The 15,513-nt window shown below is 32.9% G+C and carries 16 protein-coding genes; all 16 read right to left on the bottom strand.

From position 1 onward, the window contains the following. Positions 1 to 25: 25 nt before the first annotated feature. A complete protein-coding gene (locus AB3G36_RS11925; RefSeq protein ID WP_367753032.1) occupies positions 26 to 1,240 on the bottom strand; it encodes an acetyl-CoA carboxylase biotin carboxylase subunit family protein in 1,215 nt (404 codons plus the stop codon). 5 nt (positions 1,241 to 1,245) lie between these two features. Then, complete coding sequence (locus tag AB3G36_RS11920) at positions 1,246 to 2,676, bottom strand: M17 family metallopeptidase (protein ID WP_367753030.1); 1,431 nt, start codon at positions 2,674 to 2,676, stop codon at positions 1,246 to 1,248. Beyond that, positions 2,677 to 3,813, bottom strand: coding sequence for an alpha/beta hydrolase (locus tag AB3G36_RS11915; RefSeq protein ID WP_367753028.1), 1,137 nt, complete (start codon positions 3,811 to 3,813; stop codon positions 2,677 to 2,679). It lies immediately after the preceding gene. A 138-nt stretch (positions 3,814 to 3,951) separates the two neighbouring features. After that, on the bottom strand, positions 3,952 to 4,551 hold the full coding sequence (gene hisIE, locus AB3G36_RS11910) for a bifunctional phosphoribosyl-AMP cyclohydrolase/phosphoribosyl-ATP diphosphatase HisIE (protein WP_367753026.1): 600 nt from the start codon (positions 4,549 to 4,551) through the stop codon (positions 3,952 to 3,954). Between the two features lie 55 nt (positions 4,552 to 4,606). Then, the gene (gene hisF, locus AB3G36_RS11905; protein WP_367753025.1) at positions 4,607 to 5,362 is read right to left on the bottom strand and encodes an imidazole glycerol phosphate synthase subunit HisF; all 756 of its coding nucleotides are present in this window, start codon (positions 5,360 to 5,362) and stop codon (positions 4,607 to 4,609) included. 21 nt (positions 5,363 to 5,383) lie between these two features. Then, positions 5,384 to 5,689, bottom strand: coding sequence for an NIPSNAP family protein (locus AB3G36_RS11900; RefSeq protein ID WP_367753023.1), 306 nt, complete (start codon positions 5,687 to 5,689; stop codon positions 5,384 to 5,386). 13 nt (positions 5,690 to 5,702) lie between these two features. Beyond that, positions 5,703 to 6,428 carry a 1-(5-phosphoribosyl)-5-[(5-phosphoribosylamino)methylideneamino]imidazole-4-carboxamide isomerase gene (hisA, locus tag AB3G36_RS11895; RefSeq protein WP_367753021.1) on the bottom strand — a complete coding sequence of 242 codons (726 nt, stop codon included), beginning with the start codon at positions 6,426 to 6,428 and terminating at the stop codon, positions 5,703 to 5,705. A 96-nt stretch (positions 6,429 to 6,524) separates the two neighbouring features. After that, positions 6,525 to 7,112 carry an imidazole glycerol phosphate synthase subunit HisH gene (hisH, locus tag AB3G36_RS11890; RefSeq protein ID WP_367753019.1) on the bottom strand — a complete coding sequence of 196 codons (588 nt, stop codon included), beginning with the start codon at positions 7,110 to 7,112 and terminating at the stop codon, positions 6,525 to 6,527. 84 nt (positions 7,113 to 7,196) lie between these two features. Then, on the bottom strand, positions 7,197 to 8,333 hold the full coding sequence (gene hisB, locus AB3G36_RS11885) for a bifunctional histidinol-phosphatase/imidazoleglycerol-phosphate dehydratase HisB (protein WP_367753017.1): 1,137 nt from the start codon (positions 8,331 to 8,333) through the stop codon (positions 7,197 to 7,199). Between the two features lie 173 nt (positions 8,334 to 8,506). After that, a complete protein-coding gene (locus AB3G36_RS11880) occupies positions 8,507 to 8,932 on the bottom strand; it encodes a DUF2846 domain-containing protein (protein ID WP_367753015.1) in 426 nt (141 codons plus the stop codon). A 29-nt stretch (positions 8,933 to 8,961) separates the two neighbouring features. Next, positions 8,962 to 10,011, bottom strand: coding sequence for a histidinol-phosphate transaminase (gene hisC / locus AB3G36_RS11875; RefSeq protein ID WP_367753013.1), 1,050 nt, complete (start codon positions 10,009 to 10,011; stop codon positions 8,962 to 8,964). Between the two features lie 103 nt (positions 10,012 to 10,114). Beyond that, a complete protein-coding gene (gene hisD, locus AB3G36_RS11870) occupies positions 10,115 to 11,398 on the bottom strand; it encodes a histidinol dehydrogenase (protein WP_367753011.1) in 1,284 nt (427 codons plus the stop codon). Between the two features lie 112 nt (positions 11,399 to 11,510). Then, the gene (hisG, locus tag AB3G36_RS11865) at positions 11,511 to 12,368 is read right to left on the bottom strand and encodes an ATP phosphoribosyltransferase (RefSeq protein ID WP_367753009.1); all 858 of its coding nucleotides are present in this window, start codon (positions 12,366 to 12,368) and stop codon (positions 11,511 to 11,513) included. Between the two features lie 280 nt (positions 12,369 to 12,648). Then, positions 12,649 to 13,170 carry a DUF2231 domain-containing protein gene (locus tag AB3G36_RS11860; protein WP_367753007.1) on the bottom strand — a complete coding sequence of 174 codons (522 nt, stop codon included), beginning with the start codon at positions 13,168 to 13,170 and terminating at the stop codon, positions 12,649 to 12,651. Positions 13,171 to 13,261: 91 nt separating this feature from the next. Continuing rightward, positions 13,262 to 14,380, bottom strand: coding sequence for a VIT1/CCC1 transporter family protein (locus AB3G36_RS11855; RefSeq protein WP_367753005.1), 1,119 nt, complete (start codon positions 14,378 to 14,380; stop codon positions 13,262 to 13,264). Positions 14,381 to 14,389: 9 nt separating this feature from the next. Further along, on the bottom strand, positions 14,390 to 15,508 hold the full coding sequence (locus tag AB3G36_RS11850) for an efflux RND transporter periplasmic adaptor subunit (protein ID WP_367753003.1): 1,119 nt from the start codon (positions 15,506 to 15,508) through the stop codon (positions 14,390 to 14,392). Positions 15,509 to 15,513 lie beyond the last annotated feature (5 nt).

The following is a 15,513-nucleotide window of genomic DNA, read 5'->3' as shown; positions in this document are numbered from 1 at the left end:
TTTTGTGGTTTTTTAAAACTGAGAATTAATGAAGTTTGACTATTTTTTCTTGTTTTAGGACTACTGAAAAATCAGCTAATAAGCGATCAACATAGTCATTTAGTAACTCCAATATTCTTTCATTTTTATCAGATTGTACAATTAAACCGGCATGATACTCTAAGGGAACTTTAAAACAAACTTCGGGGTCTGAAAAAGAAGATAAATCAGGGTGCTGATATTTTGATAAAGTCAAAACGATACCAGCATATTCTTTTTTTACTTTTGGTAATTTATATTTTTTTCCTTTAACCAAAGCGTCCTCAATTGCCGCCCACTCTTTCCATAAATTAATATTAGAAGCTGCAGCAACCATTTCGGCTAAATGGGCACCTCCTACTCTAGATGACGTTTCTAAAAAGTAGATTTCACCATCTTCATTGCATTTTATAAATTCAGTATGTGCAGCACCATGTTTCAAACCAAAACCTTTCATGACTTGTTCATTTACTTCTTTAATTGCTACATCATCATTAGAACCATACGGGATATTTGAACTTCTAAATACACCTCCACCTTGTGAAATTTCCATGGGTGTAGCTAAATATTTTGATGTTATGCTAAATATTACTTTTTTATCTAAAATTAAACTGTCACAATGGTATACATCTCCAGGTTTAAATTGTTCTAATAAATATTTGAAACGATTATTACCCATTTCGTTGATATGTATCCATAAAGTTTCTTTGTCATATACTTTAATTATCCCTGAAGCTGAAGCTTCTGAACGTGGCTTTAAGACCCACGGAGCTGGAACAGTATCCGCAAATGTATTGATATCATGATCATTGAATAAAGAACAAAATGCGGGATTTGGAATTCCACAACTTTTTGCTCTCATGCGCATGGCTAATTTATCTCTAAAATAACGACCAGTGGTTTGACCCATCCCATCAATACGCAAGTTTTCCCTAAGATATGTTGCTTTCTCAACATCATAATCATCCAAAGCAACTATGGCATCTATTTTATTGGATTTCATTAAATTACCAACACCTAATAATAAATGCTCTAAATTCCAATCGGTATCTTGGCCCTGCATATAAAAAGTTTCTTCTATAGCTTCATGTGGCCAAGGTTTATCTCTTAATTTTTCACTGGTAATTAGGTATACTTTATTTCCAAGACTTTTTAAATGAGTCAAAAAATCGGCTCCTTTGAAATAGTTCGAAATACAAATGAAGGTTTTAGCATTTTCCATAAGCTTTATAAATTTTCAATGAATTTAGTTAATAAATGAACACCATAGGCAGTAGCATGTTTACTTTTTGCAAATTCATCATCCCCAAATGCAACTCCAGCAACATCGAGATGCGCCCACGCTGGGTGTTCTTGAGTAAAAAATTCCAAAAATTTGGCAGCACTGATCGCACCTGCTACTGGTTTTCCACTATAATTTTTAACGTCAGCGATATCGCTTTCAATATCTTGTTTATATACATCCCAAAGTGGCAATGGCCATAAACGCTCTCCTACAGCATCTCCTGCTTCTTGTATTTTTTTAGAAACAACTTCGTTATTGGTAAATAAAGCACCACATTCATACCCTAAAGTACCCACACTACTGCCGGTAAGAGTCGCAATATCTACAATATACTCGGGTTGGTAATTTTTGATTAAATAGGATAAACCATCTGCTAATATAAGTCGGCCTTCAGCATCTGTATCAATAATTTCAATTGAATTCCCACTATAACTTTGAATCACATCACTAGGTAAAAAAGAAGTCTTATCTACTGAATTTTCAGCGCAAGGAACAATGGCAGTAATTTTAACTGGCAATTGTAAATCGGCAATTAACTGCATGGCGCCAAATACAGCAGCTCCACCTGCCATATCACATTTCATATGGACCATTCCTGCCGTTTTAATATTTAATCCACCTGTATCAAAAGTGATTCCCTTTCCTACTAATCCAACGTGTTTTAACTTTTCTTCATTTTTCTTTGGAGTGTAGCTCATAATGACAAACTGTGGTTCATTTTGACTTCCTTTTCCAACAGCCAAAAAAGCACCTAAACCTTCAATTTTTGAAGCTTCTAGACCCAGCACTTTAATATCAAATCCATATTTAGTCCCTTTATCTTGCGCCCAACTAGCTAAATATTTTGGAGTTACTTTATTTGGAGGTAGATCTACTAGAGCTAATGTTTCTAATTGTGCTTTAGCGATTTTTATTGCTTTATTTATCACATCTGAAAAATCCTTGGTCGATACAATTTCCAATTCAAAATTAGTATCCAAAAACGGATGATCTACTTGTTTTTTATAGTGTCCTAAGTTATATGTACCTAAAAGTAATCCAGATACTACTGCTTCTACTTGTTCGTCGCTGAATTCTTCTAGAATATTTAAAGCAACTTGTTTAGAAAAAGATTCTTTTTCTTTAACTGCAATTCTACGAAAAGTGGTCTTTAAAGATTTATAATCAATTGATTTTCCTAGCCCAATAAAAATAAAAGTAGTATCGTTTTTCTCTGCCAAATAATGCGTATCTTTTTTACCATAAAAAACTTTAGATGAAATGGATAAATCACCAAATTGGATTGGAATTAGATTTTTCGGATTGGTTTCAAAGACAGGTATTAACACCGATCCTGCAAAATTTTCTAAACTAGCAATTTTCTTTGTTTTCATTTAATTTTCTTTTGTGTTAAAAAAAAGCCATTCAATAGCTTTAGGAAATTCATCACTCCAATAAATTTCGTTATGTTTCCCTTGTTTATTAATACTTAAATTAATTTTCATTTTATCCTTAACAAATTCACTTGCGATGATGCGCTCCTTGAAATTTTTTACATGAGAAACCATTGTTTCACTTTCATCTCCACCAGCATACAAGTATATTTTTGTATCTGAATTATTTTCATCATCAACTTTAATTTTTAAGTCTGGTTTAACCCATAAGGAAGGAGAGAAAATCATTAAGCGACCAAATACATCTGGATATCTTAATCCACTAAAAATACTAATTAGTCCGCCCATAGAGCTTCCTCCTATTCCTGTGTTTTGACGGTCTTTTTTTGTTCTAAAATTAGTGTCAACAAATGGTTTTAAAGTTTCGATTAGAAATTTAATATATTTTTTTCCTTGTCCCTTTCCTAAAACGGTCTTACCTACATTGTATTCTTTAATACGATCTTCTTCAGCGTGTTCAATAGCAATAATAATGATTTTCCCAATTTTATATTCGGACATTACAGCCAACTTTTTATCTATTTCCCAATTGCCATATTCTGCCTCTTCATTAAATAAATTTTGAGCATCCTGCAAATACATTACGGGGTAACTTTCACTTGAATTATCGTAATCATGTGGCAATAATGCCCATATTTTTCTCGTTTTATTTAACTGAGGAATTTCAAATTCATCCGATATTAAAACAACTTGCGGTAAATAATTTTGTTTAAATGGAAGCCAGTTTTTCCTCCATCTAATTACATGTTCGTTCTGAATTCCAGTATGTTTATTAGTCTCTCTATTTTCTGTACGATTTCCGCTTAGGTCAATTTCTACTTCACTCCAATCTCCTTTTGTAAATTTATATAGAAGTTTTTCAGGATAATTATAATCATGAGTAAACTTATAATGATATAATCCATTACCTATTTTCTCCATCAAAAACTCTTTGTCTTGGGTAAGCCAATTATTAAAATTACCTGAAATATATACTGGTCGCGAATCATCTTCGTCAGTAGTTAATATGATATGTAAACCAGTTTTTATAATAGTATGATTTAAGTCTTCAGTTTCTATTGTATTGTCAAAATTCATAATATGTAATGTGGTATTTCTTTTAAATAAAAGTAAATATAGTGGATTGCATAATCAAAAAAAAGAAAAAAGAAAACCCAATAATGAATCGCTTCATTATTGGGTTTTATTATATTTAAATTAATAAGAAAAACTGCTCTATTTTTGACGACTTTTCAATACTTCAACAACATCATTGAGTTGAAATCCTTTGGCTTGCAGTAGTATTAAATAGTGAAAAAGTAAATCAGCACTTTCACTCAAGAACAAATCATCATTATCATCTTTTGCCTCTATAACAACTTCTATTGCTTCCTCACCTACTTTTTGAGCAATTTTGTTCATTCCTAATTTGAACAGTGAAGCTACATAGCTTTTCTCTGAATCAGCATTTTCACGACGTGTTTTAATCGTTTCTTCTAAATGCGAAATAAATCCATAATCCGCTTTGTTTTCGGTTTGCCAGCAGGTATCTGCACCAGTATGACAAGTAGGTCCAAATGGTTTTGCTTGAACTAGTAAAGTATCACCATCACAGTCATTTTTTATATCAACCAAATTCAAAAAGTTACCACTTTCTTCTCCTTTTGTCCAAAGTCTCTGCTTTGAACGACTAAAAAAAGTTACTTTTTGAGTTTCAATTGTTTTTTGATACGCTTCCTCATTCATGTAACCCAACATTAAAACGGCTTTAGTTTCACTGTCTTGTATAATGGCTGGAATTAATCCGTGTGCACTTTTTGAAAAATCTATGTTCATGTTATTTTATTTAATGATTGAAAAATTATCAAATCTGACGTCTTTTCTCTTTCTTTTATAATCTTACTTCGATGTTGTGTTTTTGAAGTTCTTGCTTCAAAGTTCGGATTTCAATTTCTTTAAAATGAAAAACGCTTGCTGCCAATGCTGCATCTGCTTTTCCTGCTATAAAACTGTCCACAAAATGCTGTATGTTTCCTGCGCCTCCTGATGCAATAATAGGAATGTTAACCAAGGTAGATAATTTAGACAAAGCTATATTAGCAAATCCATTTTTAGTTCCATCATTATCCATTGAGGTAAACAGTATTTCTCCTGCACCTCTCTCGGCAACTTCGGTAGCCCAATCAAATAAATTCAATTCAGTAGGCACTTTTCCACCTACTAAATGTACAATCCATTGCCCGTCAATTTGTTTTGCATCAATGGCAACAACAACACACTGACTTCCAAATTTTTGTGCTAAATCATTGATTAGTTGCGGATTTTTTACTGCAGATGAATTAATAGAAACCTTATCAGCACCATTTTGCAATAATATTTCAACATCTTCAACAGATGAAATTCCCCCACCAACAGTAAACGGAATATTAATAGTCGAAGCTACTTTGCGAACTAAATCAACCAATGTTTTTCTTCGTTCTTCAGTTGCAGAAATATCAAGAAAAACCAATTCATCAGCACCTTCATCTGAATAAATTTTAGCTAATTCCACTGGATCACCGGCATCGCGTAAGTCAATGAAATTTACGCCTTTTACGGTTCTTCCATTTTTAATATCGAGACAAGGTATTATTCTTTTTGTTAACATTTTATTTATAATTAAAAGTCTTTATTCAAATACTGGGCGCAAAAAAGTTCTTTCATAGCTCAGTATGCATCTTGTATCTTCTGCAAATTTAAATGCCTCGATACATTCTTGATCTTCCAAAATTAGCATTCTGTAATTTTCATACGCGGTTAAATTAGAAAAGGAAAACATTGCAAATGCTATATTATTCGCTCCTTCAGATGGTAAAAAATAACCATGATGTTGTCCTCCAAAACGATTAACTAATTTGATCCACCTTTTGCCATAATCTTCAAAAACATCTAGTTGAAAAGGATCTATAGTGTATTTCAAATAACAAGTTATCATATTTTGAGTTTTATTATTTGCCAATTATATATTGCTCCAATTGTTTCAAACTAATTCGACCTTCATAAATCGCTTTCCCAATAATAGTTCCTTCGCAACCCAATTCGGCTAATTTAGGTAATTCATCAAAGGTAGAAATTCCACCAGACGCAATCAATTTTATTCCTTTGGCTTCTGCTAAAATTTTTGCATACAGATCAAAACTCGGACCTTCTAGCATGCCATCTTTTGCAATATCCGTACATATAACGTACTGAATTCCTTTATTTTGATAGTCCTGAATGAATGGAACCAAATCTTCATTAGAATCTTCTAACCAACCAGAAACTGCTACTTTTTCGTTATTGGCATCTGCTCCAAGAATGATTTTATCCGCACCATACTCTGCAATCCATTTTTCGAAAATAGCTCTATTTTTTACAGCGATACTTCCTCCTGTAATCTGGTTAGCACCACTTTCGAAAGCAATTTTTAAATCGGCATCCGATTTCAATCCACCACCAAAATCAATTTTCAAACTAGTTTGAGTTGCAATTTGTTCTAATATTTTATAGTTGACAATTTTACTCGATTTGGCTCCATCTAAATCAACCAAATGTAAATATTCTATTCCATGTGCTTCGAATGATTTTGCAACCTCTAGCGGGTTTTCATTGTATATGATTTTAGTATTGTAATCGCCTTTTGATAAACGAACACATTTTCCTTCGATGATATCTATAGCTGGTATAATTCGCATTTTTTATAATTTAAAGATTTAAAATTGAATAATTTAAAGATTAGCAATTTTGAACGTAGAACTACTCCATCCAGAATTGCTTAATCATTACATCTTTCAATCATTTAATTTTAGAAAATTCTCTAGAATTTGCTCTCCTACATCACCGCTTTTTTCAGGATGAAATTGAGTACCGTAAAAATTGTTTTTTTGTAATGCCGAGGCATATTCAACTTCATAATTAGTTGTTGCAATGGATTCAACGCAGTCAGGGGCATAAAAACTATGTACTAAATACATATATTCATTTTCTGCAATTCCTTTAAATAAAGGGGACTTCAGGTTGTAAATAGTATTCCATCCCATTTGTGGCACTTTAACTTTTGGAGAAAATTTTAATACATCCACATCAAAAATTCCTAATCCCTTTGTATTTCCCTCCTCTGACTGGTTGCACATCAATTGCATTCCCAAACAAATTCCCAATACGGGTTGAGTCAAAGTAGGAATTAAGGTTTCTAAGCCACTTGCTAACAACATTTTCATCGCTGAACTTGCTTCACCAACACCTGGAAAAATTACTTTATCGGCAGCTTTAATTTCCTCAGGATTATTACTCAAAACCGCTTTAAATCCCAATCTTTCGATGGCAAACATAATGCTTTGAATGTTTCCTGCTCCGTAATTTATGATTACTATTTTCATTTTTTTTTGTTTCAGGTTTAAAGTTTAAGGTTTAAAGTTTAAAGTTCTACATAGAACCTGAAACTTTAAACTTTAAACAAATTTTTACAACATCCCCTTTGTCGATGGTAAAATCATTTTTTCGGTGTCGCGTTTTACGGCAACTTTTATCGCTTTGGCGAAAGCCTTAAAAATAGCCTCAATTTTATGGTGCTCGTTATCTCCTTCTGCTTTGATGTTGATATTTGCTTTAGCTCCATCTGAAAAAGATTTAAAGAAATGCAAGAACATCTCTGTTGGCATCTTCCCTACCATTTCACGTTTAAATTCCGTTTCCCAAACCAACCAGTTTCTTCCTCCAAAGTCAATAGCAACTTGCGCTAAGCAGTCGTCCATTGGTAAACAAAAACCGTAACGCTCAATACCCAACTTGTTTCCTAATGCTTTCGCAAAAACTTCGCCTAGCGCAATTGCCGTGTCTTCTATGGTATGGTGCTCATCTACTTCCAAATCTCCTTTTACAAGAATTTCCAAGTCCATTTGGCCGTGACGCGCAATTTGGTCTAACATATGGTCAAAAAAGGCAATTCCAGTTTCGATTTTGCTTTTCCCCGTACCATCCAGATTCAAATTAATGTAAATATCCGTTTCATTTGTTTTTCTTGATATTGTAGCGGAGCGTGCTTCGAGTTTCAAAAACTCATAAATTACTTTCCAATCAGTGGATTGTAATGTAATAATGTCATCCAACTCATCACGTTTCGAAGCAATCTCACCACTTCCTGCCCCTTCGCTGGTGTTCATAAAAATCGCTTTTGCACCTAGATTTTTAGCCAGTTCTACATCAGTTAATCGATCTCCTAATACGAAGGAATTTGCTAAATCATAGGCTGGATTATCAATATACTTTGTTAGCATTCCTGTCCTTGGCTTGCGTGTTGATGCATTGTCTTCTGGAAAAGAACGATCTACAAAAATATCGTCAAATAAAACACCTTCGTTTTCAAAAGCTCTCAAAATGAAATTTTGTGTAGGCCAAAAAGTATCTTCCGGAAAACTGTCCGTCCCTAACCCATCTTGGTTAGTTACCATCACTAACTCATAATCCAATTCTTTCGCAATTTTAGCCAAATATTGAAATGATTTTGGATAAAATTCTAATTTATCTAAACTATCTAATTGGTATCCTTCTGGTTCTAAAACAATCGTTCCATCACGATCGATAAAAAGTACTTTTTTCATTTTTATATAAGCTTTTAGCTAGTTGTGTTTGTTTTATTGTTTTTGGCGTGTCCCTGCGGGTCGGGCTATTCGTTCCCGCTTTTTTTATCTTGAAAAAACAAGATAAAAAAGAGCTTCACTACTATCCCTCACGCACTTTCAATCCAATTTATTTTATTTTTAAAACCTTGGAATTAAAGACACTTAGTATCTTCTTCCATTATTTTCATTTTTTGCGTTGCCGTATTTTCGGTTACTTCTTCACAATAAATGTTATTAATAAATAATCCCGTTTCAAATACCAATTGTACATAGGTAATTTTGCCTGCTTCAACTTGGACTTCAAACTTCTCCGCTTTCTCTTTAGATTTTTTTCCTCCAAATTGTACGGAGCATTCATGTTTACCAACAGGAACTTCGTGTATAGAATATTTTTTATTATTTAGTTTACAAACAAATTCTCCATCAATAAAAGTTTTAAAAGCAACTGCTGACCCTTGAAAACCAGTAGAGCGTAGAAAATAAATTTTACCCGTTTCAGTGGTCTTACTTTCTTGAGCTTGCATCGCAATATTAAAACTTAATGACATTAAAAGTACAATGATTAGTTTTTTATACATGTTGTTATTTTTAGTTTGATTATTTAAAATTAGCTTATGGCTAATAGTGCTTCCATTAATTTTTTATTTTCTTCTGCTGTTCCAATGGTTAAACGCAACGTGTTTTCACACAGTGGTTGGGTAGTTCTGTTTCGAATAACAATCCCTTTTGCGATTAATTCATTATAGCGTTTAGTCGCATCATCCACTTTAATCAACACAAAATTAGCTTCGGTTGGGTATATTTTAGAAACAAATTTCACTTCATTTAATACTTTAAGTAAATCATCTCTTTGTATTATAATAGAGTCTATTTCAAGTTGAATTTTTTCGTTATCAGCTAATCTTTCTAATGCTCTTTGTTGCGTTAATTCATTCACATTATACGGAGGTTTTATTTTGTTTAAAACCGAAATTATTCCAGCTGAAGCATAACAAATACCTAAACGAATTCCTGCCAAACCATAGGCTTTTGAAAGTGTTTGTGTAATGATTAAATTTGGATATTCATCTAATTCATTTAACCAACTTTGTTTTTTTGAAAAGTCGATATACGCTTCATCGATAACTACTAATCCATTAAAATTTTGAAGTAATGTCACTATACTTTCATCAGAAAAAGAGTTTCCTGTTGGGTTGTTTGGCGAACATAAAAAGATTATTTTAGTATTAGCATCTACAGTATCTAGAATGGAATCTATCTCTGGTTGGAAATCAGTAGAAAGTAATACTTCTTTATTGGTTACCGCATTAATATTGGCTAAAACCCCATACATTCCATATGTAGGTGGTAAAGTAATTACATTATCTTCTTTAGGCTCACAAAAAGCTCTAAATAGCAAATCCAATACTTCATCACTACCGTTTCCTAATAAAACTTGATCGATTTTTAGGTTTCTTTGTTTGGCTAAAACTGCTTTCACGCTGCTTTGTTGTGGATCGGGATACCTGTTTACACCATTTTGATACGGATTTTCATTGGCATCCAAAAATATCATTTGAGCCACATCAAAATCTTTAAACTCATCACGAGCCGATGAATACGGCTTCATGGTTTTGACGTTCTCACGAACTAAATTATTTAAATCGAAATTTTCCATTTTCTTTTGTTTTTAGAGGAAAGAAATTAGAATCAAGAGTCAAGAGAAAGGACTTTTATACTGTGCCTCCTTCTCTAATATCTTGTTTCTTGCTTCTTGTCTCTTATTCTAAACTCTTCAATCTTAGTGTCACCGCATTCTTATGCGCTTGCAGCCCTTCGGCTTCTGCCATAATTTCAATGGCGTTACCAATATTTTGAATTCCCTTTTCAGAGATTTTTTGAAAAGTCATTGATTTTGTAAAGCTATCTAAGTTTACACCGCTATAATTCTTAGCATAACCGTTTGTTGGCAAGGTATGATTGGTACCTGATGCATAATCTCCTGCACTTTCAGGGGTATAATTCCCAATAAAAACCGAACCTGCATTTTCGATTCCGTCGATAAAAAAATCATCGTTTGCAGTACAAACTATGAAATGTTCTGGTCCGTATTCGTTGATTAATTCTAAAGCAGTTTTATTATTTTCTACATAAATCAACTTTGAGTTGGCAATCGCTTTTTCGGCAATCGCTTTTCTAGGTAATTGCTCTAGTTGAATTTGAATTTCGGCTTCAACGGCGTCAATCAGTTTTTTTGAAGTTGACACCAAAATAACCTGACTGTCTATACCGTGCTCTGCTTGAGACAATAAATCAGAAGCTACAAAAGCAGGAATAGCAGTATCATCGGCAACAACAAGTAATTCAGAAGGTCCAGCAGGCATGTCAATTGCTACACCAAATTGAGTTGCTAATTGCTTGGCAACAGTAACGAATTGGTTTCCAGGTCCAAAAATTTTATACACTTTAGGGATCGTTTGGGTACCAAAAGTCATTCCTGCAATTGCCTGAATACCACCTACTTTTAAAATTTTAGTAACACCACATAATTGTGCTGCGTATAAAATGGCTGGATTTATAACTCCTTTTTTATCAGGAGGAGAACATAAAACAATTTCATTACAACCTGCAATTCGAGCAGGAACGGCAAGCATCAAAACAGTTGAAAATAAGGGAGCAGTTCCTCCTGGTATATACAAACCAATCTTTTGAATCGGTCTTTTCTCTTGCCAACATTGTACTCCTTCTACTGTTTCTACTTCTACTTTTGCCGTTTTTTGAGCTGTATGGAATTTTTCAATATTGCTTTTAGCCAATTGAATCGCATCTTTCAATTCGTTAGGAACGGTAGCAACAGCAGTTTCGATTTCTTGTATAGATACTTCTAGATTTTCAAAATTTACTCCGTCAAAAATCGAAGTATATTTGGCCACAGCGGTATCTCCTTTTTTCTGAACTTCCTTAAAAATTTCTTTTACAGTAAGTTCGATATCGTCGATAGTCTTAGTAGGTCGTTCTAGAATTGCTGACCAGGTATTGGGTTTTGGGTCGTATATTTTATTCATCGTATTGTGTTTTAACCGCAAAGTTCGCAAAGGTTTTTCGCAAAGTTCGCAAAGTATCAACTATTTAAGTTTTACTCAACTTTATAATTCATACTTAATAATTTATAATTATTTACAGCACCATTTTTTCAATTGGGCAAATCAAAATTCCTTCGGCACCAGCGTCTTTCAATTGATCGATTACTTGCCAGAAAGTATCTTTATCAATTACAGAGTGTACACTGCTCCATCCTTCTTGCGCCAATGGCAAAACGGTTAAACTACGCAATACTGGAAGAATTTTACCTACTTCTTCAATTTTATCATTAGGCACATTCATCAAAATATATTTTGATTTTCGCGCTCTTAAAACGGATTCAATTCTAAATTTTAAGGTGTCAATTAATTTTTGAACATCTGGAGTTACTTTTGGAGAAACTGCCAATACCGCTTCACTTTTATAAATAATTTCAACTTCCTTTAAATTGTTTTTAAACAACGTACTTCCGCTTGAAACAATATCAACAATGGCATCGGCTAGACCAATATTTGGAGCAATCTCAACCGAACCAGAAATTTGGTGAATATCTACATTTACTCCAAAAGAATTGAAATATTCGATGACCGTATTTGGGTAAGAAGTCGCAATACGCAATCCATCTAAATCTTGAATAGAATTGTATTCGAATGTTTTGGGTACAGCAACTGAAACTTTACATTTAGAAAAACCAAGCTTTTGAATCACTTGAATCCCTTTCCCTTTTTCAACCAATAAATTGTCTCCTACAATGGCAATATCTACCACACCATCAATTAAGTATTGAGGAATATCAGAGTTTCTTAAGTATAAAACTTCTAAAGGGAAATTTGAAGCTTCTGCTTTTAATTGATCAATTCCATTGTTAATAGATATTCCGCAATCTTTTAGAATTTGGATACTGTCTTCGTTTAAACGTCCTGATTTTTGAATTGCAATTTTTAATGTACTCATTTTTTTGAATTTAATTTTGTTAGTATTGTGTCAGAGTACAAAAGTTAGGCAATAAAAAACCCGTTTGATGTACTCAAACGGGTTTTAAAATATGATGACTTACACCCATTTCATTAACACATCGCTTGAGAGCAATAATGAAAATGATGATGATGTAATTGTTTTGTAAACATAATTGTGTTATTGTTTTAGAACTTTAATTTCTGATGCAAATATAAATCATATTTTAATTAAAACGCTATTTTAAATTTAACTAATTGCTATTTTATTGTTAAATATCTTATTCGTCGACTTTCCTTTTTAGCGTATCATTAAAACCGGGACGGACACTATTTATATTTTTAGAATCCAAAGTGTCATTGTTATCTCTAATTTCAGTATGACGAATTTCTCCACCAGATGTTCCTACGAACGTTGATAGTCCAGCAGCAATTAACGCCAGAATCAAAGTGATGTATGTTACTATTTTTGCAAATTTATTTCTTTTATGAGTTGCATAAAGTGATACAATACTGAAAATACCAGTTGCATATAACACCAAAGCAAATTTCTCGGCTATTTGCTCATGTTCATGAATAATTTTTTCTCCAATTGTAGGCATATCTTTTACCATTTCTTCAGCGCCATCACCTGTTGCCATGCTTGCCAACGCGAAAACAGCTGCAATAATAAGTAGAAAAAAACCTGTATTCTTAACCGAATTATTTTTTAAAAATAGTCCAGCAATTAAAACCCCAAGGCCCAATATAGATCCAATAATTGGAAAATGGTTAACTACTAAGTGTAAATGAGCATCATTCATATTTTAAATTTTATGGTTTCATTTTAAAAATTAAAAATAACATTTTAATTTACTTTATTTTTTGATTTAATAAGAAAATTCCTTTTGAAATCTAAGCTGCTAAGGATACGCCTATCAATGATCCAATTCCATAGGTGACGGCCGCTGCCGCTAAGCCAAAAAATACTTGTCTAAAACCTGAAAATAATATACTTTTCCCTGTTAGTAACGTTATTGCAGCACCAATTCCAAAAAGCCCTATTACACTGCTGCCAATACTTAAATAAATGGCATTCATCCCGTCCAAAATCATAAAAGGATATAATGGTATTATGGCTCCTATTGAAAAAAGGACAAAAGAGGCAATTGCAGCTTCCCAAGCGGAACCACCTAATTCTTCTTTATCTATTCCTAGTTCTTCTTTAATTATTGCATCAATTGCAGTTTCAGGAGTTTCAAATGCTTTATCGGCTAATTTTTTAGCCTCTTCCATATTCATTCCTTTAGCTTGATATAATAAAACAAGCTCTTTTTTCTCTTCTTCTGGCGAAGCTTCTAGTTCTTCTGTTTCTAAATCAATTTGGCGTTGGTTCAATTCTCTCGAACTTTGTACGGACAACCATTCTCCCAAAGCCATTGAAATTGCTCCTGCCATTAACCCTGCAATTCCAGTTAGTAAAATAGTATTATTAGAAACGGCGGCACCTGCAACTCCCATTACTAAACTCATATTGGAAACCAAGCCATCATTCGAACCTAATACAGCAGCGCGCAAGGCATTACCTCCCACTGATTTATGTCGGCTTTCAAATTTAGATAGAAAACCTCCCGAAACATTCAACGCAGCATTATCATTTACTGCTTCAATTATTTTAAGATGATTGTGCTCAAAACCTGTTGGTTTTTCACCACTTTGTAATTTATTTTTAATAGCGTTAACCGCAAATTGCTTTTCAATATTGGATAAACTACTGATTATCGATCCGTAGCCAAAAAACTTACCAAGTTTTAATTGAAATTTTGCTCTAGAAGAAGGCAGTGGCATTTTATAATTAGACTCAAATGAAATGACTTTGTCAAACATATGTTTAGCATGCCCCTTTTCAATTTCACCTAAACTTTGTAAAACACGAACTAAATTATCATCCGTTTGAATAGCAGCAATACTTTCGTACAAAAATGCAGTATCTACTTCTACTTGTAATTGCTCTTTTAATTTTTTTAAATCCATAATTATCGATTAATTAGTAACATCAAAAACCCCTTTAATCAAAATTTTTGAAGATGAATTAATTTGAGTATCCGGAAGAATTTCAATAAATTTTTCAGAACGTTCGCCAACTTTAACTGCCACTTTTTTAAAGAAATAACTGTTGTTTTTATCTTCTTTAAATAAAAGTACAAAGTATTTATTATTTTCTGTTATTAATGCTTCGGTAGGAATTGCTAAACCTTTCTTTGAATCCACAATAATAGCAGCTTCTACAAACATTCCTGTTATCAATTTTTGTTTCATGTTTTCGTCTAAATGGCCATGAACATTGATTGTTCTATCGCTTCCTTCTATCGATTTTCCTACTAAATGAACTTCGGCATTAAAAATATCTTTTGAAGCCTCTGGAACAGTAAACTTAATTTTTTGTCCTTCTTTTACATTCAATATATCTTTTTCAAAAACATTTAATTCCAAATGTAAATGAGAAGTTTGAATAATATCTAATATTACATCCGATGGAGAAACGTGCATACCTACATTGGCATTCATTACAACAATATCACCAGATATCGGGGCATAAATGGTTATTACAGAAGTTAAATATCCTTTTTCAACATTTGCAGGGCTAATATTAAGCATCAATAATTTTGCTTTTAAGCTTTGGTACATCCCTTTTGCTCTGCGATAGTCACTCTCTGCTTTTAAATAATTTTTTTGAGAAGTGATTTTTTCATCGAATAATGTTTTCTGACGTTCATACTCCGACTTTAGATACTTAATTTGCTCTGCAACATCTAAATATTCTTTTTGAATATCTAAAAATTCTGTGTTTTCTAATGTCAATAAAGCTTGTCCTTTACTCACTTTATCACCTACTAGAAGTGTTGTAGATTTCACATATCCACCTATAAACGAAGTGATCTGAGCTCTATTTTGTGGCGGTACATCAATTTTTCCCGATGTTTTTACCGTTACGTCAAAATCTTCCTCAACAGGAGCTGCAATTTCCATTGCACCCGACTTAAATTGAGCTGTTGTAACTGATATTAGATTGTCATTTTTATCAATGACTTCTTCTGATTTTGTCTCTTTACAAGAAACAAATAGAATGGAAAGAGTAAATATATATAGTGTTTTTTTCATTTTAA

Source organism: Flavobacterium sp. WC2430, assembly GCF_040822075.1.
GTDB lineage: Bacteria > Bacteroidota > Bacteroidia > Flavobacteriales > Flavobacteriaceae > Flavobacterium.
The sequence above is the reverse complement of the archived record's forward strand: the minus strand, read 5'-3'. Positions and strand labels throughout refer to the sequence as shown.